Source organism: Geminocystis sp. NIES-3708 (assembly GCF_001548095.1).
In the GTDB taxonomy this organism is placed as follows: domain Bacteria; phylum Cyanobacteriota; class Cyanobacteriia; order Cyanobacteriales; family Cyanobacteriaceae; genus Geminocystis.
In genome coordinates, this window is sequence record NZ_AP014815.1 from 2,423,168 (window position 1) to 2,446,596 (window position 23,429).

Consider the following 23,429-nt stretch of genomic DNA (forward strand, 5'->3'; position numbering starts at 1 on the left):
AATTGTTTGGATAGAAAAAAGATACTATATCTGAATTTATTAATCAAGGGGTATCACATTTGAGAAGTTTTTTCTTATGGTTTCTTACTCCTTGATGCTCCATTTTTGAAACACTAAAAAACTTACCATATTTGTCCCACAATTTATTGCGAAACGGTTGTGCTATAATCTTTCCGCCTAGCGTAAATCCAAATTCCACCAACTTTATAGTATAAAAGAAAAATATGGCTGAATTTATTAATAAAGGCTTATACAATTTTTTAGAATTTTCTTTTGAGCAGCTTCCTCCATCTGGAAACCTTTTGAAAGATATGCAGGAAGATAAGCTTGATGGAGTGGTCATTTCAGGGATATTTGATGCAAACGAATTAAAGGCATTTCAGTCTCAGTTTCAAAAATTTTCAGAACAGATCAAGGGGAGTGACCTGTATGCAGAAACAGACTTTGGCTCTGTAATTGGTTCTTCACTAATGGAAAATAATCTAAAAGCCTATTTAGATAGAGCTTGTCGTTCATTAAATTTTTTTGAGTCGGTTTTTCAAGGTAATTTTTGTTCTCTCGTTACAGGGGTACTTTCCAAACTAACTGGAGGACAGAGAGTGTTTCAAGCTCGATTCCCAGACACTGATAAGTCTACTAGTCCTGCTTCAGTTAGAATTTGTAAACCAGAACATAAAGCTCTGAACGCCCATATTCACCGTGAATTTGGGCTGTATTTTCCTTTGTATCAAAAGATTGCTGCCATCAGTCGTTTAGAAACCGAGTTAAGTTACTATCTAATGTTGCAAAAGCCCAGTAGTGGCGGTGCTCTTACATTGTACGATTTGCAATGGCACAATACACCCAAAGAATATATCCGTCCAGAAGTGTTTATGGCTGAACAACGTAATAACTTTTTAGACAACCTTGATCAAATGCATATAAGCCTATCCGAAGGCGAGATGATTATCTTTGCTGCAAATAGGATATGGCATAAGATTAATGCGGTTCAGGGGGATACTAACAGAATAACGATTGGTGGTTTCATAACAGAATCTTTGGATTCTCGGTATCAATATTATTGGATCTGATAATCTCTTCTCGGTGAACAAGTGTTGGGTCACAAAGTTTTCTTATACCATCTATTCACATTACGACATCTATTGTTTTCAATATTTTGAATGAAAATCATCGATCGTTTGTCTGTAAAAATCAACAAGCTGATTAATAACCTTTTCTGGTTGTAAATCCTGTATTCTCTGATATGCTTTTTCCCCTATTTCCAATCTTTTTTTTTCGGTTAAGTTTAACACTTCCTTTATAACTCTTAACAGATCTTGAGAGTTATCATTTTCGCACAAAAAACCACTTACTCCATCTTCGATTAATTGTTCAAAACTTGTGCCATTTGTACCAATAACAATTCGTTTATGTCCCATAGCCTCAATACAGGTATTAGGAAAATTATCTATTCTAGATGGTAAAACCACAGCATTAGCATTAGCAACAATTGGATAAAGATAATCGTGAGTTAACCTGTCAAAATGAATTACTCTGTCCTTATTTTCCCCTGCATTTTCTCTGATTTTATCCATCGTACTTTTTCCCTGAAATCCCATATAGTCTTTATCCTTTCCCACAAAAACAAAGAACAAATTTTCCTTAAAAGCCAACAAAGAATAAATTATTTCTGCAATTAATCCGCATCCCTTCATTATTCCAATTGTTCCAAAGAATAGTAAATATTGTTTACCTTCCAAATACTCTTTGTAAATACTATAATTTAGTGATTCAGTCTCAATGATAAACGGTGTTTCGATAACCTCAACATTTTTTCTAACAATCTTTTCTATTGTTATTGCATTGAGTTTGCTAGGACAAAATAAAGCATCCGATAGTTTATTAGCCAAATCTTCTTGCTTTTCCATTAACCAAATATCGAGTGTTCTTTTTAATCCATAGGCATCATTCCATTGAGGCAAATATCCAGAAATACGAGTTACTTTAGGGACATTTTTTAGGTGGAATAGTCCAAGGGCAGCACAATTTGGATATTGAACAAGAGATATGGGATGTTCAATTTGTTTGAGTTTCTCTCTTAATTGCCAACTCATTAAAACTTGGATAGTAGAGTGATACAGTTTTCCAAAAGTTATCCAATTCCAAAATCTAAATAGAGAATCATTGTACTTTCTAGAGTTAAATATTTCAAAAAATATCCCAGTGTAAACTCTAAATCTATGTACTTCAATACCTTTATGAATAAATACATCCTCATTTTCGTGAGAGAGAACGAAAACAATCGGTTTATGTCCAAGTTTTTTTAACCCTAAGGCAGCTCTATGAACATAGTTAGATAGTCCACCATCAAAAAAGTCTTCAGTAACATACTCAGTTGTGACTAAAACAATTGTTAAAATTGATTTATTATCTTCCATAACTAAATCCATAAATATTAGATATTTTGATTAAGCCATTCATCCAGAACAAGAAGTAACCAAAGGGAATTAGTTTGTTCCTGTTCAATCATTTTCTTAATTGTTTCTGGACGGAAATATTCATATATTTTACACCCAGAATCTAGGAAACGCGCCTCTAATATTTTTCTATAATTACCATCAGCAGACAAAAATTTTTCAATAGGAGGACTAAATCCCATCTTTCGACGATGTAAAAAATCATCAGAATAATAACGACTTAGTAATTTTTTAAGAAGTAGCTTTCCTTCCCAAATCCCTTGATCGTTTCTGCCAATATTAAAAGACTCAGGAATACTTCCTGCAAACTCAAATACCTTGGTATCAACAATGGGTGTTCTTACTTCTAGTCCGTTCATCATACTCGCTATATCTACTTTTGTCAAAATACAAGAAGGCATATAAGTTTTGATGTCTAAATATTGAGCTTTTTGATTCCAATTATAATTACTAACTTTCTTGTATTCTTCTTCAAAAATATTTATCGGTTGATTAACGATAGAATTATGTTCCCTCCTCCATAATTCAAGGCGATCGTCAGAGGACATTTGAGTTATATGCCGAAACCAAGTTTGCAAGTCAGGAATACGATAGGGATAGTGATCTCGTTTCCAAAAGCGATAAAAAAAAGGATGGGTTATTTTTTCCCATCGGGGCTTTTCTTCTTGATATTTATGTAGCCAATACATCCAATCAAGATAATTATTATAGCCAGCAAACAATTCATCGCCTCCATCCCCTGACAAAACCATTGTTACTTGTTGACGTGCCATTTTACTGACGTAATAGGTTGGAATTGCTGAACTGTCTCCAAAGGGTTCACCATAATGTTTAACTAATTTAGGTAAAAGCTCTTCTAGTGCTTCCAGTTTAACAATTTCTGTATGGTGGTCTGTTTTCCATCTCTGAGCTACAATTTCTGCATATTGAAGTTCATTAAAATCAGCTTCATCAAAACCAATACTGAAAGTTTTCACAGGTTGTTCTAATAATTGACTCATGTAGGCAACTATTGCACTTGAATCAACACCTCCTGAGAGAAACGCTCCGAAGGGAACATCAGATTCCAAATGTGCTTTGACTGATTCCTTGAAAACAAAGTCAAATTCTTCTAACCAATCTGCTTCATTTTTAGTGTTATTGGGCTTGAAGTCTAAATGCCAATATTGTTTGCTTTCGGAAATAGCACCGCCAAAGGTGATATTAATATAATGAGCTGGAAGTAATTTTTTGATCTGTTGAAATATGGTTTTTGGAGCTGGAATATATTTTAACCAAAGATATTGATCAATTGCTTGTAAATCTATATCTAAGTTAATTGAAAGTTGACGTAAAGCCTGAATTTCTGAAGCGAAGGCAAAAAAAGTATCGGTAAAAATATAATATAAAGGCTTAATTCCTAATGGATCACGAGCAATAAAAACTTTTTGACGATTCAAATCAACAATGCCAAAGGCAAACATTCCGCGAAATCTTTGGACACAAGAATCGCCCCATTCTTCATAACTATGTACAATTACTTCTGTATCAGAATTGGTTTTAAATCTATGACCTTTACTAACTAACTGTTGTCTTAGTTCTTGATAGTTATAAATTTCTCCATTAAATGTTATCCATATAGTTTCATCTTCATTGCAAAGTGGTTGCCCTCCTGTATCTAAATCGATAATAGCTAATCTCCGATGACCAATCGCCACTTGTCCATTGATCCAGATCCCGTCGCCATCTGGACCACGATGACTAAGGGAATTTGTCATTAATTGAATGTCTTGACGATTAGCTTTTTCTTGGAATTGAAGAATGCCAGTGATACCACACATAATGGTTATTATTGTCTCTTAAAATATGTGTTAACTAAATTTCTATCTAGTCATTAGTACCAATCTAACTAACCAAATAATTTTGAAATAAAATCTTTTGCCCACCTCAACGGTTTCCCATTTTGATGACGGTCTTTGTCCATTTTATTAACAAAATCTTCTATAGTTATTGGCTCAAATTCACGATCGACAAAACCCAAGCTAGTTAAACCTTCTGGTCTAACTCCCCAGATGTTCGAGGTATAAAACTCATCATCAACCTCAAAAACTTCTAACTTCGAGGCATCCTTTTCAGTGTCACAATAATAATAACGCAAGGTACTATCGATTGAAATCATTAACCCAGCTAGAACCACTCGCTCGTTGGTAGTTTGATTCGGTGGCGAACCATGGAAAATATTTGTATCATAAATCACGGCTTCTCCTGCTTTAATCGACAATTCCGTTAAATACTTTTCTTCAATTGTTGGCAGAAGATGTTTATAAGGAAAATCACTGTACCCTCCTGATGGTTTGTTATTCAAGTTGTGACTACCTTTAACTACTTTAAGACAACCATTATAATTATTAACATCAATCAGAGGACACCAAACCCCCACAGAATTAAATCTATTTATATCTACAAATGACCAATCATAGTGTAATCCTATTGTGCTATCTAATCTTTGGGCGTGTTTGACAAGAAAACTCCAATGACATAGACGATATGATCTCAAAAAATGAGCCATTTTTTGAGCAAGAATTTTCTTGATACTACTATTAATAAATTGACGATAATGAATATCATTACTCATCATAGTAGGGACAAAACCACTACTAAAATTGTGGGTTAGAGAATTATAGATATCTTGTATGCTAACTACTTCCTGATCAGCTAAAAATTTAACGACAGCATAGCCGTCTTTTTTTAGATCTAAAATGATCTTTTTCTCATCAACTATCACGAATTTTTACCTCCCAGTGAGTTAATAATTTTAAAGTTCTGAGGAAAAGATCTATGCAAACGTGCGAGGGAATTCATGAATTGCCTTTACGGTAAAAACAGAGATTCAAAGCTATTCTGCGTAGATCTTAATTTTTCTCAAGAATAGATTTGGCTTCTGATTTCGTCGCCATTTTTGAGTAGTTCCACAAACTCTTCTTCTGAAATTAGCCGATTTTGATTTTTGACAAATCCTTCACTCTTCCATTCAGGTTTGCGATCGTCATATAATTCGCTGACATTGCTTGTAAGAAAGAATTCACTGTCTGCATGAAATTAGCTCCAAACAACTTAAATAAATTTAAATTTATTGCTTTAATTTTAGATATAGCCCTTTCGTAGTCAAGCGCGATATAGATGATTCCTACTTCACACTAAAAATGCTACCAAACTTTACAGTATCTCACAATTATAGTCAAGCCTAATAGTAGATAGGTCGACAAGACAACCGAACAAACTTCTTATTTATCCCAGTTTATATAGTCAGATAATTTTGAAATGAAATCTTTTGCCCACCTCAACGGTTTCCCATTTTGATGACCGTCTTTGTCCATTTTATTAACAAAATCTTCTATAGTTATTGGCTCAAATTCACGATCGACAAAACCCAAGCTAGTTAAACCTTCTGGTCTAACTCCCCAGATGTGCGAGGTATAAAACTCATCATCAACCTCAAAAACTTCTATCTTCGAGTCATTTTTTTCAGTGTCACAATGATAATAACGCATGGTACTATTGATAGGGATCATTATGCCTGATAAAACCACTCGTTCGGTCTTAGTTTGATTTGGTGGTGAACAATGAAAAACCCTAGTATCAAAAATTACAGCTTCCCCCGCTTTAATCGGCAACTCCGTTAAATACTTATCTTCAATTATTGATAAAAGATGTTTATAAGGAAAATCCATAAATACTCCCCATGGTTTATTATTCAAGTTGTGACTACCTTTAACTACTTTAAGACAACCATTTGAATTATCAACATCAATAAGCGGACAAAAAATATTCAAGGAATTAAATTTTTCTTTATCCACAAATGACCAATCATAGTGTAGCCCTAGTGTGCTATCTAATCTTTGGGCTTGCTTGACAAGAAAACTCCAATGACAAAGACGATATGATTTGAAAAAATGGCTCATTTTTTGTGCCAGAATTTTCTTGAGCCTACTATTAATTAATTGACGATAATGAATATCATTACTTATCATAGTAGGTGCAAAACCACTATTAAAATTGTGGGATAGAGAATCATAGAAATGTTGTATATCAATTATTTCCTGATAGTCTAAAAATTCAACTATAGTATACCCATCTCTTTTTATATCTAAAATGATCTTCTCTTCATCAAATATCACGGATTTTACCTCTATTGAGTGAATAATTTTAAAATTTTGAAGATAAAACTTACGCAAGTGTCAAAAATGTGACGAAATTCACGAATTACCCTTACGGTAAAATCAGACATTCAAAGCAGTTTTGCATAACTCTGAATTATTTTCAAGAATAGATTTGGCTTCTAATTTCTTCACCATTTTTGAGAAGTTTCGCAAACTCTTCCTCTGTAATCAAACGATTTTGATTTTTGACAAAACCTACACTCTTCCAGTCAGGTTTGCGATCGCCATACAAGTCGCTGACATGACTTGTGAGGAAGAATTCACTGTCCGCATGAATCAATTCAAATCTCTCCTCACATTCTTTAAAAAAGAATGTTGGGGTAGCATCACTGGGAATACAGAGTATTTGAATCGCAATGCGAGACTGATCAGAGTCATTCTTTCGAGACCAATGAATGAGTCCATCATCAAAAATGATCGCTTCTCCTGCCTTCATTGGGAACGGTTTGAGGTATTTCTCAATCAATGCCTCTTGGAAGTTTACAAAATAGGGGGGACTATTTGGTGCTTCGATATGGGGCAGGATTTTATGACTACCCGCAACAACCTGAATAGCACCGTTTGATTCAATAACATCCACTAGCGGACACCAAATAGTCACTGTAGTGTCGTTAATATCAGCGATCGCTGGCCAGTTTTGATGAATTTGAAATTCCCCTGTATGGGGAGGTTTGACATAAAAATTGCAGTTGAGAATTTCGTATCCTACAAGGTATTCATTTACAAAAGGCGTAAATATCCCTCTAATTAGATTGTAAGTTTGGCGTTTATATTCAAGATTTGGGTCTAGGAATGAACAATGGTAAGAGTTTTTTGGTGCAAAATTGTCATATGGACGCAACTTAGCTATTTCTTCTAAGAGATACATAACTTGCGTTGAAGATAACATTGGAACTTGTACATAGCCTTTTTTCAAAAAGCTTTTCTGTAAATCATTGTCTTGAAATATTTGTCGCATGATATTTTTTACTTCAAAAAATTCGGCGTTGCATCAATGCCCATAATTTAGTTGCACACATGATTATAGGTGAATTCGTGGGAGAGGATCAAGTTAATCAAAATGCTCTAAACAAATATTAATTTTTTCAGCGAGCTTCTCCGCATTAGGATCGAACAAAATAGAGAGATGATTACCTTCAATTTGATGCATTTCAAATCCACCGCAAACAAGACTCTTCCAACTATTTGGTTGTGTAGGATTAAAGTAATTGCCCTCAATCATCTTTTCAGTAGCTGAAAAATATATGATTTTGCCATCATATAATTGAGGCTTGTAGTTACCTAGAGCTTTAATATTTGCCTTCCACATTCTAAATCTAGTAAGATTTTCAACAGACAATAGATATTCTTCTGTATCATAAGTCCAAGGTGGTGGAAATTTTCCTTGTTGAGAAATTGTATCTGCTAAGAACCCAATATCCTTCTCCAAAAGAAATGGCTTGGGACTATCTACCATCATAATAGGTAATACTTCTTGACCGTGTTTAGTCATTTTTTGTGCAATTTCAAAAGCAATACTTCCGCCCATACAAACACCCCCAATTAGATAAGGTCCTTTAGAAACCACTTTCTGAATTTCCTGAATATAGTAATTTGCGATATCCTCTATCTTTGTATAAGGGGAATTTTCCCCATTAATTCCTAACGCTTGCATTCCATAAATTGGTCGTTCTGGATCGATGTACTTGATAAAATCTAAGGTGACATTTGGATGATCACCAGTTACCCCATGTACATAGAAAAATGGTATTTTATGACCGGTTGACTTCAGAGGCACAATAGCTATAGAGTCTAAATTGTTTTTGTCTTGAGAAGACAAACTTACTACTCTCTCAATTTTTGATGGTGGTGTTAAAGTGGGCAGAATAACTTTGTGGCTAAAGCTCATCGGATAGATTTTTTTTTCGGAGGCTTCCGATGAAACCTTTTTTCGCTCCTTCTGTTTAAATACTGGTGTCCCTATTTCTTCACGTGTGACTGGTTTAGGTGCAACTAAATGGTTGCGAGAAAGGCTGACTTCTAGCAATGGAGAGCCAACTAAGATTTTTTGATTTTCACCTACAAAAATTTTTTCTATAATGCCATTGACAGGACTATCAAAATCAAGGACTGCTTTTGAAGTTTCTAACAATGCTACCGTTTGCCCCTCAGAAATTTCTTCTCCTACCTGAACACATAACTCTAAAACCTTTAAAACTTCATCCGAAGGTGCCACTCCAACAGCCTCAATCATAAAACTACCTTCTTGAGATTTTTCGGGTGTAAAAATCCAATCTATCTCAAGATCTAAAAGATCGACAGCAGATTCAAGTATCCGCTTATATGATGGTAAAACTTCCAATTGATTAGAAAAATTAAATGGAATATAGGTGTCAGGTCTTGTGACTCGTTTCATACGGACAGAGGAGTTAAGTGCCTCGGCAACAGTAGCCATAATTTCACCTCCCATGCCACAACTGTGATTATCCTCATGGGTAACAATTAATTTACCAGTCTTACGAACTGAAGCAATTACCGTCTCGGAATCCCAAGGTGATAGCCAACGCAGATCGATTACCTCTGATTGGATACCCACAATCGCTAGTGCTTCTGCCGCTTGGCTACATTTCTGTACTAAGTTACCATAAGCAACAAACGTAATGTCAGATCCAGTGCGGACAATACGAGCCTTACCGATAGGAACAAATTGTTTATGAACATCTGACGAAGTGGTGGCGGTTAAATCAACCAAATTTAAGCAACTTTTCGGATAGAAGAATAGGGTAGGACGATGGGAATCAAAAGCGGCGTTTAGAGTTCCGGCCGCATCTCCTGCCGTTGAACACATAACTACATCAATACCAGGTGTATGAACTGCTATAGATTCTAAAGACTGAGAATGAAATGGGCCTAGTCCTGGACGATACCCACCACAACTAATCATAACGATGACTGGACATTCCCACTCCCCATCGGTACGCCAATAGATACTCCCTAACTCAGAAATAATTTGGTTGAAAGCCAAAGGCATAAAATCAGCAAACTGCAAAAAAGCTACTGGACGACCACCAGCAAGTGCTCTACCGATACAAGTGCCAATAATAGTTGATTCACTCAATGGAGAGTTGATGATCCGTCCTGGAAACTCTGTACTCAATCCTTTCGTTAAACCAAATACATCTCCTTTTGGATCTTCGATGTCTTCCCCATATAAAGTAATCTGTGGTTCTCTTTTCATCCGATGCCAAAATACCTTGCAGATAGCTTCACGCATGGTTAGTCGATTTGCACTGTTATACCCTGTATATTCACTAGAAGGATCAGACAGTCCATGAGACAAAGTTTTTTTAGCATGGAAAATTGCTTGGGGATCACAGCTAGATTGAGATTTCTTGGCTGCATTTTTGACTGATTTTTGAATATCAGCATCAATTTTTTCTAGTTCCTTAGTTGTTACCCCCAATTGCTGTAGATAATTTCTCAAGTTTTTAATCGGGTCGGCTTCTGCTCGTATCCGATCGATTTCCGAAACCTGACGATAAAGGGTTTGATCATCAGCATTAGTGTGACTATTCAATCGTTCAAGAGTCATAACTATTAGGGCTGGTTTCCTTGTGTGACGAATGCTAGAGATAATTTTTTCAAAAGTCTCATAACAAGCAATGCAATCCCATCCTTTGACACGATGAATTGGCAATCCATAAAAAGTCTCTGGAGTTTGGTCGGGCAATTTATAAAAAGTCTTCTTGTCGGTGACAGTAGAGATAGAGAAACGATTGTCCTCAATTAAAAACAAAACTGGTAATGAAAACCTTACAGCTTCGCCAATAGCTTCAATTACTTCCCCTTGTTGCGTTGTACCATCACCTAAAGCACAGACTACTAAAGGATGATTAGGGTTTTCTTTGATCTGTGCTGCTATACCGACAGCCTGTAAAGCATTATTCCCGACAAGTACTACCATATTTACAATGTTGGTATTGCGATCACTCATAAAAGCACTCATTTGACGTCCGCGTGAATGGGAATCATTTTTAGCAAACAGGCTATGAAAAAACATCTCAGGAGAGATACCACGAGCGAGCATCAGAGCTTTATCTCGATAGTGTAAATGTAGGTAATCTGCGGAAATGAGATGAGGGTTTAGCATCGCAACCGCCTCATGCCCACCTCCAGAAACATGAAAAAATGCTTCACCTTGGGTGACGTATTGCTCTTCTATATAATCAATTTCTCTTGCTGTTATCATATTTTGATAAAGATTGAGAAATTGATTCAACAAGTCCGGAGACAATGGAGAAGGATTAGAATGAAGAATAGAATCTGACATATAGACTATAATTCTTAGTAAGGGTTTAAAAACAGGAAAATTTAGATATAAGCAGGTTTGATAAGAACAAAATATATCGCTTTATACTAATTGATAATACAATATTTTAAAACTGTCTGGAGTATTGTTAGATCTTAAATTTAGTTATATTTTCTGCTTATTTGGCTTGACTTGGATTTGGCAATCACCGAGTAAGTTACAAATTCCAAAATGCGAGTGTTCATCATAGCTGTAACGATGAAGAAGATTAAACGCCACAATTCCGTCATAAACATCGCCTACTTGTAAGTGGCTAATAAACTCATCTTTTAAAACTACGTTTAAGGAGGCATAATCATCCTTAGACATCGTACCGAATGCAATATTAAGAACATATTCGTTCGGCTCTATACTCAAGGTAATATGGCGACTGAAGCGAATGCAATCGCCCTTATTAACCTGGCTAGGAACATTAATTTTGTGCTGAAATGAAGTTTTGTTATGAATTATTACATTATACTTATTAGTAATGCTCACACCAACAATCGGCACACCTATATCTTGCTTAATCAGGAATTCACAATAGATATAGGATTCTTCACCTTGTAAAAAATTTAAGGTCGGCTCACCTTTAGAATTACACATAGCATAGCGAGTTAGTTGAGCATAACTAGCATCGGGAAAATCCACAGGAATGAAAAATTCATCATTAGGCCAAGAAAAATTATCGGAACTATTAAATGATGGTAGAGATGATTTTTGGCTAGAAGTATCTGTTTTTATGCCCAGAGATTTCTTCTGTATAAATCCATGCTTGAGCTGATGAAACTGCCAAATACCTTCCTTCGGAAGACCTTGATAGATTTTTTTGCCTTGATGTAATAATAAGACTTCTTGACAATATTGCTGCACAGCACCTAACTCATGAGTAACTAAAATAATTGTTGTTTTTTTAGCAATAAGTTCTTCGAGAAGCTGATAACATTTTTGTTTGAAAAAAATATCGCCAACTGCTAAAACCTCATCTAATATTAAGATATCACTCTCCAAGAAAGCGAAGAGGGAGAAAGCTAGTCTTATTTTCATTCCAGATGAATATAATTTCATCGGCCGATCAAAAAATTCTTCCAACTCAGAAAACTGAGCGATTTCTTCCATTCTTTCTTGAACATAACCTTCTGGAAAACCTAACAATTCGGCACTATAAATAGCATTTGCCCTACCACTAAGTTCCGGATTAAAATCAGTCCCTAATTCCAATAGTGAAAGAACTTTACCATTTAATTCATAGGTTCCTTCTGTTGATCGTAGTACTCCTGTAATGATTTTAAGTAATGTACTTTTACCGGCACCATTTTCGCCAATAATACCAATAAAATCACCTCGACGCACTTCAAAGGAAATATCTTTAATTGACCAATATGGTTGATGATAGCTGCGCTTGCTTATACTGAGCCATTCCCTAGCCCTATTCCAAGGATTATCATAAATCTTAAAACATTTACCTAGGTTTTCTACGCGCAAAATAATGTCATCATTCATATCCTGTCTCTAACTTCACTCTGGAGTTTGTCATTTATATTAGCCCCTAACCAGACAAAAGAAGCTATCCAGCCTATCATTATCACCCAAATATTCAGATCTGGAATTCTATCTTCTAAAACTAAATCACGAAATGATTTAATGAAAGCATAGGGAGGATTAGCATAGAGCCAAGGTAAGAAGCGATCGGGAATGATTGAGGTTGGATAATAAATCGGTATTGTCCAAGACCACAGAGGAATAATAAATTGTAAAATTTGTTTAATGTCAGGGAAGAGAATTTGTAGATTTGCTAAAGCTAAACTCATCCCAAAAGCTAATCCTTGAAAAAGTAGCCCCACAATTGGTAAAAACAAAATATTCCAGCCTAAATCTTTGCCAAACAGAGGAGTGATCAGTATTATTAAGCCTAAATAAATATAAACAAGGAACAAGGAAGCTAATGTAACTTTACCGACAAAAATTTCTGAAGGGATTGCTAAACGTCTTAAATAGATAGCATTTTTAAAAAAAGCATCACTACCTTGAACAATAGTTTCTGTAAAACCACGCCAGGGTAATAAAGCCGCCATAAGATATAACGAATAAGAATTACCCTCGATTTTATTAGGGATCAAAAGTGAGAAAACGATCGTATAAATAATGATTTCAAATAGTGGGCTAATCACATTCCAAAGTATGCCTATTCCAGTACCAGCATAGCGATGACGCAATTCGTACCAAGCGTTGTAAAACATATACCGCCTGTACTTATAAAAATTCAGAAAAAAGCTATTTCTTTGATTATTACTCATGTATTTCATTAAATTGTCTCACTCCCAGTCAAATTCCATACCTAAATATTTTTCTAATTCCTGATTATAAGCACGATAAAATGCTTTTAGCTTAGAGCGTAAATCATCGGAGATAGGGGAGTAAGAACCAATATTACTATTTCTGTAAAAACTAAGTTGATGATAAGATAAACCCAAAAATTGATAAACGCTTTTCATTGTACCTGATGGATCGCTTAATAAATCTCACTCTTGAGGAATAGAAACTGCTCTTTTGGTAAAATAGATAACGATTCTTTTAGATAAAAGACATATAGACCAAACAATAGATGGTGTAGTGATAGACAAGGATTATAACCCACATTCCGCATATTTTAATAGAATACTAAAAACAACACTAGAGATTATCTCTTGATTATAGTAAGTGACAAAAAGTCTATGTTTTAGTGCGATAGTAACCTGAGTTCGATCTAAAAATAAACATGAAAACAATGTATAGTAAAGGTTTTAGGCTTTTAACTTATTTTCTGTTATAAATGATCATAACAAATTGGAGCTAAAAATAAGAATTTTAGCTTAATTTTAATATAAATTAATATTACTTAAATAACTAAATTACTAAAGTAGATAATCAATTCATCTCATCTTTTTCTAGTTGTAGTTTTGGCTTTTTATCTTGCCATGTATAAGCAATTAATCCCGCAATTACATTTACTAAAAAATTAATGGAACTACGATGACGTAAATGAATTATTTGTGATATGTTTTGCAATTGATCATTAACAGTTTCAATTAATGATCTTTTTCTCAGCATTAATTTTTCCCAGACTTCTAATAGTCGATTGTTCATATTTTTTTGAAAGGGGTAATTAATTTTATATTTTTTCTATATAATTTTTGAAATAAATCTTGCGAAATATAGCCTTTATCTCCAAATAATACACCCCATAAATCCTTGGTTAAGTAAAGAACTATTTTTCGTTCATCAATATTTCCAGAAGTTATTTTAAAACTAATAATTTCACCCTAGTCATTGATAATTAAATGAAGTTTAAAGCAAAAATAATAGTCAAAAGAGCTTTTCCCCAACGATGCTCACTTATCAAAAACCTTGTTTCTTTTTGCTCTTTTATTATGACAAATGGCTATTCCCATAGTATAAATAAATGAAATTTCTGTATATTTATTTTCCCTTACGAGTATTCATATAATAAATCAAAGGAATAAGAGCGTGAGACATGAGTAAAAAAAACGATTATAACCGACGAAATTGGGAAAATATTGGCGATGATATATACAAATATGATGTTAATAATAATGTTTAAAATTACGATAATTTGAATGGTGAAAGTAAATAATAATAGTCATAATTTCACTCAAACATAATTGAGAATGTTTGATTCTTTTTCTTTCAGAAGAGAACAAAAGTTGAGCCTGAAAAGATGGTTCAAACATCAGATAAAAATCGTTAACATCACAAAAAAGTTGTTCTAATTCCATAAAATTCATTCTTAGCAAAAACGACAGAATTATTATGAATTTAAACTTTAAGAAAACAATCTATCAGTCAAAAAACTGAGGGGGCGACAGAACATTCAGAATGCAGATTGGATAAGGGAAATAGCCCTCATACCTTGACGATAATAGGACTGTTTCTGAGGAAATAAAGAGGTTAACTTATCTAATTGTTCTTGAAAAAAGCAGATTTCACTTAGCCATTTTATCCCATTTAAACCAATAGAAAAATCACTATATCTTTTATATCTTCTTCTTTTTTCTGTGGGTCTAACTAGATATTCACTTATTCCTTTTCTTTTAATTTCTTCTCCTATAAATGTTGAATAACTATAGGATAATGTTATCAGTATAATTAAAGAAATTAGTCGTTCATTTTCAAGTTTTGTACTTTCTAAGTTATAACCTCCTAATTTAAAATCTCTAAACATTTCTTCAATACCCATTCTTTTGGAATAAGCAGAGATTGTTTCCGACATACTTTCTAAATTTGTGAGAATAAACCATGGCTGTTTACTCGATTTATGTCTATAGTTTTTCTTCCATTTTGCTGCTAAATTAATTCCTGAGAATCCCTTGGTTTTTGTAACTTTTATTCCTCGATAATATACGGAGAATCCTGGAGATAAACCTAATTCACTCAATCGAAACCATATATCAGTTTCTAACTCCACATATTCACTCTTTTTTAAACGTAGAGATAAATAAACCTGTTTCTCTACTGATAACCATTTTGCTAAATCCACAGAGCAAAATTCTCTATCTCCTAAAACGATTATTTTATATTCAATTAATAAATTAATACTTGCTTCTAATACTTGTTTTTGTTCTGATAAATTACTACTTCCTTTTTTATTTAATCAGATAAAATATACAGGGATAGCTCCTTGATGATGAACTAAACTTACCATCAATATATTAATGTTTTGCCACTGTGTTCTATCCATGACTAAATAAATTACTTTGTTTGATTCCCATTGGTTCATAATCCATGATTTTAAAATCGGAAACCATATGGTTTCAACTTTCCAATTTTTCAGACTTAAAAATCTTTGTAACTTTTTAATTCTACTTCTTAATTTAATCGGATAAGGAAAAAGTTTTGCCATTTCTTCTAACCTAACAGTTTTAAGATTTTGAAGTAAATTAACTAAAAGACAAAGAGTTAAATATTGAGGTAAATTAAACTGTTTTTTTAAATACTCCTGATAAAATTGGGGAAGTTGAAACATCTTTTTCTATAGTAATTAATATAAAAACTAAAAACATCTTATTTTTATCCAGATTACCAGCTTCAATCTCTTATACCATCGTCTGTTTACCTTCATTGTCGCCCCCTCAGGTCAAAAAATTAACATTTATTGATAAAATTTGATTACTTTTCCTCATTACATAAGTAATAAATATTAAAAATTGTTAAGGAGAGTAGCGTGCAGCGTAGCTGTGCCTTTGGCATCGCATCTTTTTCCAATTTATACAGACAAAAAATTACAGCTTATTTTCTTACATCAAACTCAGGTGATCCTCGTTCTCAACCTAAATCTAGAGGCTATTGCGTAAGTCTTATTAATGCTTGAATATTCTTAGTAACCCAGCGAAAAAGTTCCATTTTTTTAGGTTCTGATAATGTTTCAATTACAACTGATGTGTTTTCGGGAATCCCTTTTTCCTGTCGGTATTTTCTAAAAAATGCCTTTCGATCTAGTGATTCGGGCTCAAAGTCTATTGGTCCTAGATTTCTGTACCATTGTGGTCTTTTCCCTTCTATCAGCTCCGGAAAATTGTCATAATAAAAGTTGTCGTCAGTCTCATAAATTTCGATCGGCTTGCCATCGCCTGATTCCTGATAATAATGAATATTTCTACTATCTTCAGGGAATACGCTGCAAACTACAGCAACCCTGTTATGGTCAGAGTTATTAGGCTTTGACCCATGAAAGAGATTGTGAGCATAAATGCAGACTTCGCCTGTTTTCATCGGCACTGGTTGCAAACAAGGTTCTAACTCATCATCAAACTCAAGAAAAAGGCTGGGCTTAGTCAGGCAACGTACTGTTGTGAAGAATTTATGGCTACTTGGAATTACTTGAAGGCAACCGTTATGCTCATTAACATTTTCGAGAGGAACCCAAAAACTCAGGGAAATTCCCTCACGTTCGTCAATGTTGTTAAAATCCTGATGCAGTTGAGATGCACTTTCACTTCCAACACCTTTCACCAGAAAACTGCCTCCTGCAATTCTATGATTCATGCAAATTTGGTCTATATGAGGTTTAAACAAATCCGTAATAACTTTACCAACATGACGGTTCTGTTTTTGATCCCTCCTATTGTAAACATTGGAATAAATTCGTTTCAATTCGCCAGGATTGACTTCTTCATATAATTTCGATAATACCTGAATTTCTTGAGGACTAAGCATAGGTAATACTAAAAAACCGTCTTGATCGAACTTTTCTTGAAGCGTAATATCCCTGAATAAAGGTTTCATAATGGAAATTTTTTCTAAAACAAACAACTACAAGGGAGTAGAAAATTTTAAATCTGTCAGTCTCAATATATCATATTAGGATAAATGTTTTGATTCGTCTTATTTATGTGAGGTACGATATCTAGTTAAAGCTTCTATGGCAAAACCAGTGGTTAACACTGCCGAGCCAAAGATTGCTTTATAGTATCCCCCATAGAAAGGGATAAACTGCCATGAACCATCAGTCTGCTGAGTTTTTAATAAATAATCAATTGCTTTATCTAAATTTGGAGATTGGTAATTAAAATTTAGCAATGTAGATATTGCCAAAGCAGTCAGTAATTCATCGCCAAAAGAGCCATCGGATTTTTGTAAATTCAAAACTTTATTAACCAACGAGACTTTTACAAATCTTAAAGATGTCACACCATTAAAATATGCTCTTGAAAGCATATAGTAAAAACTCACTTTATGATTATAAAATGATATATCTTTATCTTCGGTATCTTTAAGAACAACATCAATCAGATAATTAATTAACTTTTGGGTTTGTGGGATTTCGCCTAGATATAAAGCGACATTGGCATTAACAGTACAACAAATATCTTCCTTATTTGTTAAGTTCCAGATTTTATCGACATGAGCAAAAGATTTACCTTTGGTTAAAAGTGATAAAATTAGTCTTCTGGGAGAATTGTTTAGTACCCATGTATAGAATAAACCTCGATCGTTTCTATTCTCAAAAATGATTTTAGTGTTATCTGGAAATGGAACATTGTTCATTTTGAGAACGTAGGATATACACGAGATGTCATCTAAATCGGGGGGGATAGTCCTGTGTAATTTATTCTTAGATGACCAATACCTCCACAAACCACCCTTCTCCATTTCATTTAAAACAAAACTCAGCCCTTTATCTATTAAGTTCTTTACTTTATCTTTATGCCTTAAAAAACTTAATGAATACAAAATTAATGAAGTAACAAAGGGGGAACTATCAAAAACTAGATTTTCGGTTAACTCCTCATTAATACCAAAATTTTGATAAGTTAGACTCAACATTTCTTTTGGTAAAGCGGTTGGAAACTCGCCATCATCTAGTTGATTTTTCTCTAAATAATCTATCGCTTTGGATATACTAATTTCTAATTCAGTGGAAGGCGATCGCATAAATAATTCTGTATATCTGGTTTGTAATTCATTGCTTACATTTGTAGTTAGGGGATAATTTCATCTCCAGAAATTTTTGTTTCCTTGAATATAACTTATGGTGGACACAAAAATTGGACTTAAGGAACTCCATCTACCTATTATTCCGGGGTAAAATAAAAGTATATGTAGTATTAGCAATATAGCAAAAGAAGGTTTTTGTAATGACAAAAAACACAGTAAAGATAAGGGCAACCATACTTCATATAAATCGTGAGGAAATATATAATAACCTTCAAGATAAGTTAAATCGATTGTATTAAAGAACCACCGTTTAAAATTGATAATACTCAAAATAGCATAAAAAACAAAGAAAGCTATCAGCAAAAGTTGAGATTGAGAAATAATAGTTAACATTGCCACCAGAAAAATGATTTCAGTAGGTAAGACAATACGAGTTATCCAGAATTTAATTTGATTAATGCCCACTAATTCTAGATTTGTTATTAATGTTTTAACGCCAGATTTTAAATCGTTCTCTCGATCTGAAATTTGATGAGATATAATTCCCCGAATCCCCATCAAAAAGAAACAAGCAGTTGATACAAAACCTAGGAATGAACTTTCTGGTCTAGTCGGATAGTTTAGGTGTGAAAATATAGTAGCTACTAGTAGAGTGGGTATTAGATGTACTGAAAAAGCGTCGCTAATGACACCCCAAGCATCTCTTTCTTTAAGTCTTAAAGGCGGTGCTGCATAAATGGTTAGAGAAATATATAGTGTAGCCAGTAAAATCGCTGAAAATGGCATAAATCCAATCCATAACCAAGGAATTAGGCCCGCGATCGCCAATCCTATAATGAGTAAAATACGTTTTAATTTAGAGAGGTAAGCTATTCTATTTGGCTTATTTGCTTTTAAATCAGCGTCAATGTCAAAAGTATCATTAATTACATGACCATAAGAAGCTACAAAGAACATAGAAGTTATAAGGGGAATAACTGTCATAATTGATTTTTGTGGGGATATTCCTTCCAGTAAAATTTCAGCATACCCAACAGCAAGTAATTTTGGAGTTTGGGATAACCACCAATCACTACCACGAAATAAATTAAAAACAGATACCAATTTTTCTTTGATAAAAGTTAATTTATTAGTTTTTATCTGTGAATTAATCATAAAATATTGATTAATGAAGTAATTTTTATGCGATCAAATGTAACTAATATCTTCATGAGGAAAATAACTAAAGAAAAAAAGAATCAGGATTAAAACCCTTACTCGGAAAAAATACCCTGTCACTTGGAATGACATTTTTTTTTGTTAAGTGTTTTTACACAATTGAATTAAACGCTCTCCTAAATCTTTTTCAGGATGTGGTGAAATAAATTTTCTAGCAGCAATGGAAGCCATTTTGCCCATTTCTTCCCACTCATAACGACATTGCCATGCTTTTTCCAAGGCTGAGTCAACGGCTTCAACACAAGCTCCTTGAGCAATAAAACCAGTAATTTCATCTTCTAAAAGTTCTGGAATCCCACCTACGGAAGTGGCGATCGAAACTCTACCACACATCATCGCTTCCACTAAAGCGAGAGGTAATCCTTCCGCCCTAGAAGGTAATATTAAACCGTGATGATCTTGCCAAATTTCGATAATATTTTGCTTAAATCCCAAAAAATCAACGTTTTTTAGTTCTAATATTTTTGCCATATCTACTAAACCATTATAGTTACCGCCCTGACCAAAAAAAGATACTTTTATATTTCTTTTTCGCCATTTATCTTGTGCTAAAACATTTAGTAAAATATCTTGTCCTTTATCTAATATCCATAAACGAGCAACACAAGCTAATTTTAAATATTCCTCATCTTGAGGGTAAGATAAAGGTTCTGAAATCATTCCCTGATAAGGATTTTTAACCACTTCAGATAATAGTAATTTAATCCCTAATTGAAATTGTGTTAACTTTAAATTATGATTTGATACAAAAAAACTATAAAGAGATTTTTGATAACCCTCTATTAGTAAAGGGCGAATTTCATCAGAAGGCCAAATATGATCTGAGGCTTTTTGAGAAAGAATAGCATAATTGAGTCCAAGAGATTGACATAGATACATATATATAAAACCGTCAAAATTTTCTCCTTGAGAAATCAAAACTAAATCAGGTTTAATCGATGCTAAAGAGTATTTAAGAAAAAATAATGAAAGATAATCTTGTATTCGCAACGATTTATATATTTTATTCATGTATAATTTAGTTTTATCAACTACTTCAACTATCAATTTATGAGAAAAAAAATTCGGGAAAGATATATGATAATGTAAGTTTTTAAGAGGTTTGGGAAGTAGTTTGAAACCTAATTTATAAATATCAAAAATGTCAATTCCTAACTCTTGTAATTTTTGAATTTTTCTATGTTTTTGATCAACATAAGTTTTAAAAACCTTAACTTGATGATGTTCTTGATGTAGATAAATAGCTGTTTGAAACCAAAGTTCTTCGCTACCTCCCCAAGAATCAGGACAAGAACTAATGAACACAAATTTAAAAGAGGATAAATTCGGCATTAAAGTATTAAAATCTTATTTATGGCAATTAATGGGCATGATAACTATACCATTAATAATACAAATGTTAAATACAAATAATAAATTACCTTTTTTTTCTATAATTATTCCTACCTATAATCGTCCTAAAAAACTAAAAAATTGTCTTAAATCTATAACTCAATTAGATTATCCTCTCGATCAATTTGAAGTTATTATTGTCGATGATGGTAGTTCTCAATCTTTAGAGTCAATTATCAATTATTTTCAACCTTTAATTAAGCTGAAATTTATTCAACAAAAAAATTCTGGTCCTGCTACAGCAAGAAATAATGGGGTTTCTCAAGCTCAAGGGAAATATATTGCTTTTATCGATGATGATTGTGAAGTAACTCCTTCATGGTTGTCAATTTTTGCTGACGGTTTTCAACGAAGTCCTAATGCAATATTAGGAGGATATACTATCAATAAACTTACGGAAAATATTTATTCAGAAGCTAGTCAAAAATTAGTTGATTATCTTTATAGTTATTATAATGTTATTCTCGATCAAGCTAAGTTTTTTACATCTAATAATTTTGTTATTCCTAAAGTAATTTTTGAAAAAATAGGCGGTTTCAATACTACTTTTTCTTTAGCGGCAGCAGAAGATAGAGAATTGTGTGAAAGGATTTATTCTCAAGGTTATAAAATGATTTATTCACCCCAAGCTCAAGTAAAACATTCTCATTATTTAACTCTCAAAACTTTTTGGCGACAACATATAAATTATGGAAAAGGGGCAAGATATTTTCATAAAATTAAAGCAAAAAATAATTCCACAAATATAAAAATAGAACCCCTTAATTTTTATTTCAATCTCTTAATATTTCCCATTAAAGGTAAATTAGAAATCAAAAATATTAAAATAATCATACTCTTTATTGTTTCTCAAATAGCTAATACTATAGGATTTTTGTTAAACAAATAGGATAATTTATGATATAAAGGAAGATTATATTTATTTTAAATTAATGAAAATAAATTACCAAAATATCATTATAATTGGTGCTGGTCCTGCTGGTTTAACTTGTGCTTATGAATTAGTAAAAAATAATCATCAACCTTTAGTTTTAGAACAAGCAAATTTAGTAGGTGGAATATCTCGAACTGAAGTTTATGAAGGTTATCGTTTTGATATTGGTGGTCATCGTTTCTATACTAAAGTAACACAAGTAGAACAATTATGGCGAGAAGTTTTAGGAGATAATTTTATTCGAGTACCTCGTTTATCTCGTATTTATTATCAGGGCAAATTTTTTGATTATCCTTTATCTTTAAAAAGTACATTATTTAACTTAGGTTTAATAGAAAGTTCCTTAATTATTTTAAGTTATTTGAAAGCAAAATTAAGATTTATTATAAACAAAAAAAAATCGGAAACTTTTGAAGATTGGATAATTCATTGTTTTGGAGAAAGACTATATTACACTTTTTTTAAAACTTATACAGAAAAAGTATGGGGAATTCCTTGTAATCAAATTCAGGCTGAATGGGCAAAACAAAGAATAAAAGGATTATCTTTGAAAGAGGCAATAATTAATATTTTTTTTGGTAAAAGTAACGCTAAAAGTTTAATCAATGAATTTGACTATCCCATTCTAGGCCCTGGAATGATGTGGGAAGCCTTTGCAGATGTGATCGAAAATAAAAGAGGGAAAGTACAATTAAATAGTAAAATAATTAAAATTAATCGAAAAAGCACAAAAATATTATCGATAGAAGTAGAAGAAAAAGGAGAAATAAAAATAATAGAAGGAAAGCATTTTATTTCTAGCATGCCGTTAACAAAATTGTTAAATATAATTGAACCAAAGCCACCAGAAAACGTTTTAAAAACAGCGAATAAATTAAACTATAGAGACTTTTTAATTGTTGCTTTAATTATTGATGCAGAAAATTTATTTCCTGATAATTGGATATATATTCATGACCAAAATTTTAGGGTAGGTAGGATTCAAAATTTTAAAAATTGGAGTCCAAAAATGGTACCTGATATAACTAAAACTTGTTTAGGAATGGAATATTTTTGCTCAGAAGGTGATGACTTATGGAATTTATCCAATCCAGAATTAATTGAATTAGCAACTAAAGAATTAAAAGAATTAGGATTAGCTAGATATAAATTAGTTGAAGGAGGTACAGTGTTACGTCAGAAAAAAGCCTATCCTGTCTATGACAAAAATTATTATGAATATTTAACAATAATTAAAGATTATTTAGGCACTTTTGAAAACTTACAAACTATTGGTAGAAATGGAATGCACCGTTACAATAATCAAGACCATTCTATGTTAACAGGATTATTAGCTGCTAAAAATATATTAGGGGAAAAACACGACTTATGGAAAGTTAATACAGAAAAATCTTATTATGAAGAATTTCAGGTAAGTTCTAAAACTACTGTAAATTAATTAAAATAATACTGAATCATATAAATGTAGT

At 32.9% G+C, this 23,429-nt stretch carries 17 protein-coding genes and 2 pseudogenes; 3 read left to right on the plus strand and 16 right to left on the minus strand.

What is annotated here, in order from left to right:
- The first annotated feature begins 224 nt into the window (after positions 1 to 224).
- On the plus strand, positions 225 to 1,070 hold the full coding sequence (locus GM3708_RS10725) for a hypothetical protein (protein ID WP_066346625.1): 846 nt from the start codon (positions 225 to 227) through the stop codon (positions 1,068 to 1,070).
- A gap of 78 nt (positions 1,071 to 1,148) precedes the next feature.
- Here the strand turns inward: GM3708_RS10725 and GM3708_RS10730 are convergent, their stop codons facing one another.
- From GM3708_RS10730 to GM3708_RS10800, 16 genes and pseudogenes are all read right to left on the minus strand, one after another.
- Positions 1,149 to 2,429 (minus strand): glycosyltransferase family 4 protein, encoded by a 1,281-nt coding sequence (locus tag GM3708_RS10730; RefSeq protein WP_066346626.1) that lies wholly within the window; start codon positions 2,427 to 2,429, stop codon positions 1,149 to 1,151.
- Between the two features lie 5 nt (positions 2,430 to 2,434).
- The gene (gene asnB, locus GM3708_RS10735; protein ID WP_066346628.1) at positions 2,435 to 4,276 is read right to left on the minus strand and encodes an asparagine synthase (glutamine-hydrolyzing); all 1,842 of its coding nucleotides are present in this window, start codon (positions 4,274 to 4,276) and stop codon (positions 2,435 to 2,437) included.
- Positions 4,277 to 4,344: 68 nt separating this feature from the next.
- Positions 4,345 to 5,220, minus strand: a complete 876-nt coding sequence (locus tag GM3708_RS10740) for a phytanoyl-CoA dioxygenase family protein (protein ID WP_066346635.1) — start codon at positions 5,218 to 5,220, stop codon at positions 4,345 to 4,347.
- Between the two features lie 499 nt (positions 5,221 to 5,719).
- Positions 5,720 to 6,613, minus strand: a complete 894-nt coding sequence (locus GM3708_RS10745; RefSeq protein WP_066346637.1) for a phytanoyl-CoA dioxygenase family protein — start codon at positions 6,611 to 6,613, stop codon at positions 5,720 to 5,722.
- 142 nt (positions 6,614 to 6,755) lie between these two features.
- Positions 6,756 to 7,613 carry a phytanoyl-CoA dioxygenase family protein gene (locus GM3708_RS10750; RefSeq protein WP_066346640.1) on the minus strand — a complete coding sequence of 286 codons (858 nt, stop codon included), beginning with the start codon at positions 7,611 to 7,613 and terminating at the stop codon, positions 6,756 to 6,758.
- A gap of 93 nt (positions 7,614 to 7,706) precedes the next feature.
- Positions 7,707 to 10,964 carry a thiamine pyrophosphate-dependent enzyme gene (locus GM3708_RS10755; RefSeq protein ID WP_082714071.1) on the minus strand — a complete coding sequence of 1,086 codons (3,258 nt, stop codon included), beginning with the start codon at positions 10,962 to 10,964 and terminating at the stop codon, positions 7,707 to 7,709.
- A gap of 144 nt (positions 10,965 to 11,108) precedes the next feature.
- The gene (locus GM3708_RS10760; protein WP_066346646.1) at positions 11,109 to 12,485 is read right to left on the minus strand and encodes an ABC transporter ATP-binding protein; all 1,377 of its coding nucleotides are present in this window, start codon (positions 12,483 to 12,485) and stop codon (positions 11,109 to 11,111) included.
- Complete coding sequence (locus GM3708_RS10765; RefSeq protein WP_066346650.1) at positions 12,482 to 13,222, minus strand: ABC transporter permease; 741 nt, start codon at positions 13,220 to 13,222, stop codon at positions 12,482 to 12,484. Before GM3708_RS10765 ends, GM3708_RS10760 begins: the two co-directional genes overlap by 4 nt.
- 75 nt (positions 13,223 to 13,297) lie before the next feature.
- Positions 13,298 to 13,477 (minus strand): hypothetical protein, encoded by a 180-nt coding sequence (locus GM3708_RS10770; protein ID WP_066346652.1) that lies wholly within the window; start codon positions 13,475 to 13,477, stop codon positions 13,298 to 13,300.
- A 412-nt stretch (positions 13,478 to 13,889) separates the two neighbouring features.
- A pseudogene (locus GM3708_RS19810) lies at positions 13,890 to 14,278 on the minus strand (transposase).
- Positions 14,279 to 14,853: 575 nt separating this feature from the next.
- Positions 14,854 to 15,618 (minus strand): annotated as a pseudogene (locus GM3708_RS19360) (IS4 family transposase); the annotation flags it as partial.
- 15 nt (positions 15,619 to 15,633) lie between these two features.
- Positions 15,634 to 16,005, minus strand: coding sequence for a hypothetical protein (locus GM3708_RS19365; RefSeq protein WP_231932887.1), 372 nt, complete (start codon positions 16,003 to 16,005; stop codon positions 15,634 to 15,636).
- 317 nt (positions 16,006 to 16,322) lie between these two features.
- On the minus strand, positions 16,323 to 17,264 hold the full coding sequence (locus GM3708_RS10785; protein ID WP_066346655.1) for a phytanoyl-CoA dioxygenase family protein: 942 nt from the start codon (positions 17,262 to 17,264) through the stop codon (positions 16,323 to 16,325).
- 99 nt (positions 17,265 to 17,363) lie between these two features.
- On the minus strand, positions 17,364 to 18,413 hold the full coding sequence (locus GM3708_RS10790) for a prenyltransferase/squalene oxidase repeat-containing protein (protein ID WP_066346658.1): 1,050 nt from the start codon (positions 18,411 to 18,413) through the stop codon (positions 17,364 to 17,366).
- 60 nt (positions 18,414 to 18,473) lie between these two features.
- Positions 18,474 to 19,571, minus strand: coding sequence for a UbiA family prenyltransferase (locus tag GM3708_RS10795; RefSeq protein ID WP_066346661.1), 1,098 nt, complete (start codon positions 19,569 to 19,571; stop codon positions 18,474 to 18,476).
- Between the two features lie 144 nt (positions 19,572 to 19,715).
- Positions 19,716 to 20,939, minus strand: a complete 1,224-nt coding sequence (locus GM3708_RS10800) for a glycosyltransferase family 4 protein (RefSeq protein WP_197671656.1) — start codon at positions 20,937 to 20,939, stop codon at positions 19,716 to 19,718.
- On the opposite strand from GM3708_RS10800, the gene GM3708_RS10805 reads away from it, so the two are divergent.
- Positions 20,932 to 21,915, plus strand: coding sequence for a glycosyltransferase family 2 protein (locus GM3708_RS10805; protein ID WP_231932909.1), 984 nt, complete (start codon positions 20,932 to 20,934; stop codon positions 21,913 to 21,915). The genes GM3708_RS10800 and GM3708_RS10805 overlap by 8 nt on opposite strands.
- A gap of 43 nt (positions 21,916 to 21,958) precedes the next feature.
- Positions 21,959 to 23,398, plus strand: coding sequence for an NAD(P)/FAD-dependent oxidoreductase (locus GM3708_RS10810; RefSeq protein ID WP_082714076.1), 1,440 nt, complete (start codon positions 21,959 to 21,961; stop codon positions 23,396 to 23,398).
- The last annotated feature ends 31 nt before the right edge of the window (positions 23,399 to 23,429 follow it).

Bases quoted from the DNA above. Each gene is read 5' to 3' on its own strand.
- GM3708_RS10795 (WP_066346661.1), bottom strand. From the start codon at position 19,571: ATGATTAATTCACAGATAAAAACTAATAAATTAACTTTTATCAAAGAA.
- GM3708_RS10805 (WP_231932909.1), top strand. From the start codon at position 20,932: ATGAACACAAATTTAAAAGAGGATAAATTCGGCATTAAAGTATTAAAA.
- GM3708_RS10730 (WP_066346626.1), bottom strand. From the start codon at position 2,429: ATGGATTTAGTTATGGAAGATAATAAATCAATTTTAACAATTGTTTTA.
- GM3708_RS10770 (WP_066346652.1), bottom strand. From the start codon at position 13,477: ATGAAAAGCGTTTATCAATTTTTGGGTTTATCTTATCATCAACTTAGT.
- GM3708_RS10790 (WP_066346658.1), bottom strand. From the start codon at position 18,413: ATGCGATCGCCTTCCACTGAATTAGAAATTAGTATATCCAAAGCGATA.
- GM3708_RS10760 (WP_066346646.1), bottom strand. From the start codon at position 12,485: ATGAATGATGACATTATTTTGCGCGTAGAAAACCTAGGTAAATGTTTT.
- GM3708_RS10750 (WP_066346640.1), bottom strand. From the start codon at position 7,613: ATGCGACAAATATTTCAAGACAATGATTTACAGAAAAGCTTTTTGAAA.
- GM3708_RS19365 (WP_231932887.1), bottom strand. From the start codon at position 16,005: ATGTTTCAACTTCCCCAATTTTATCAGGAGTATTTAAAAAAACAGTTT.
- asnB (WP_066346628.1), bottom strand. From the start codon at position 4,276: ATGTGTGGTATCACTGGCATTCTTCAATTCCAAGAAAAAGCTAATCGT.
- GM3708_RS10755 (WP_082714071.1), bottom strand. From the start codon at position 10,964: ATGTCAGATTCTATTCTTCATTCTAATCCTTCTCCATTGTCTCCGGAC.
- GM3708_RS10725 (WP_066346625.1), top strand. From the start codon at position 225: ATGGCTGAATTTATTAATAAAGGCTTATACAATTTTTTAGAATTTTCT.
- GM3708_RS10785 (WP_066346655.1), bottom strand. From the start codon at position 17,264: ATGAAACCTTTATTCAGGGATATTACGCTTCAAGAAAAGTTCGATCAA.
- GM3708_RS10765 (WP_066346650.1), bottom strand. From the start codon at position 13,222: ATGTTTTACAACGCTTGGTACGAATTGCGTCATCGCTATGCTGGTACT.
- GM3708_RS10810 (WP_082714076.1), top strand. From the start codon at position 21,959: ATGAAAATAAATTACCAAAATATCATTATAATTGGTGCTGGTCCTGCT.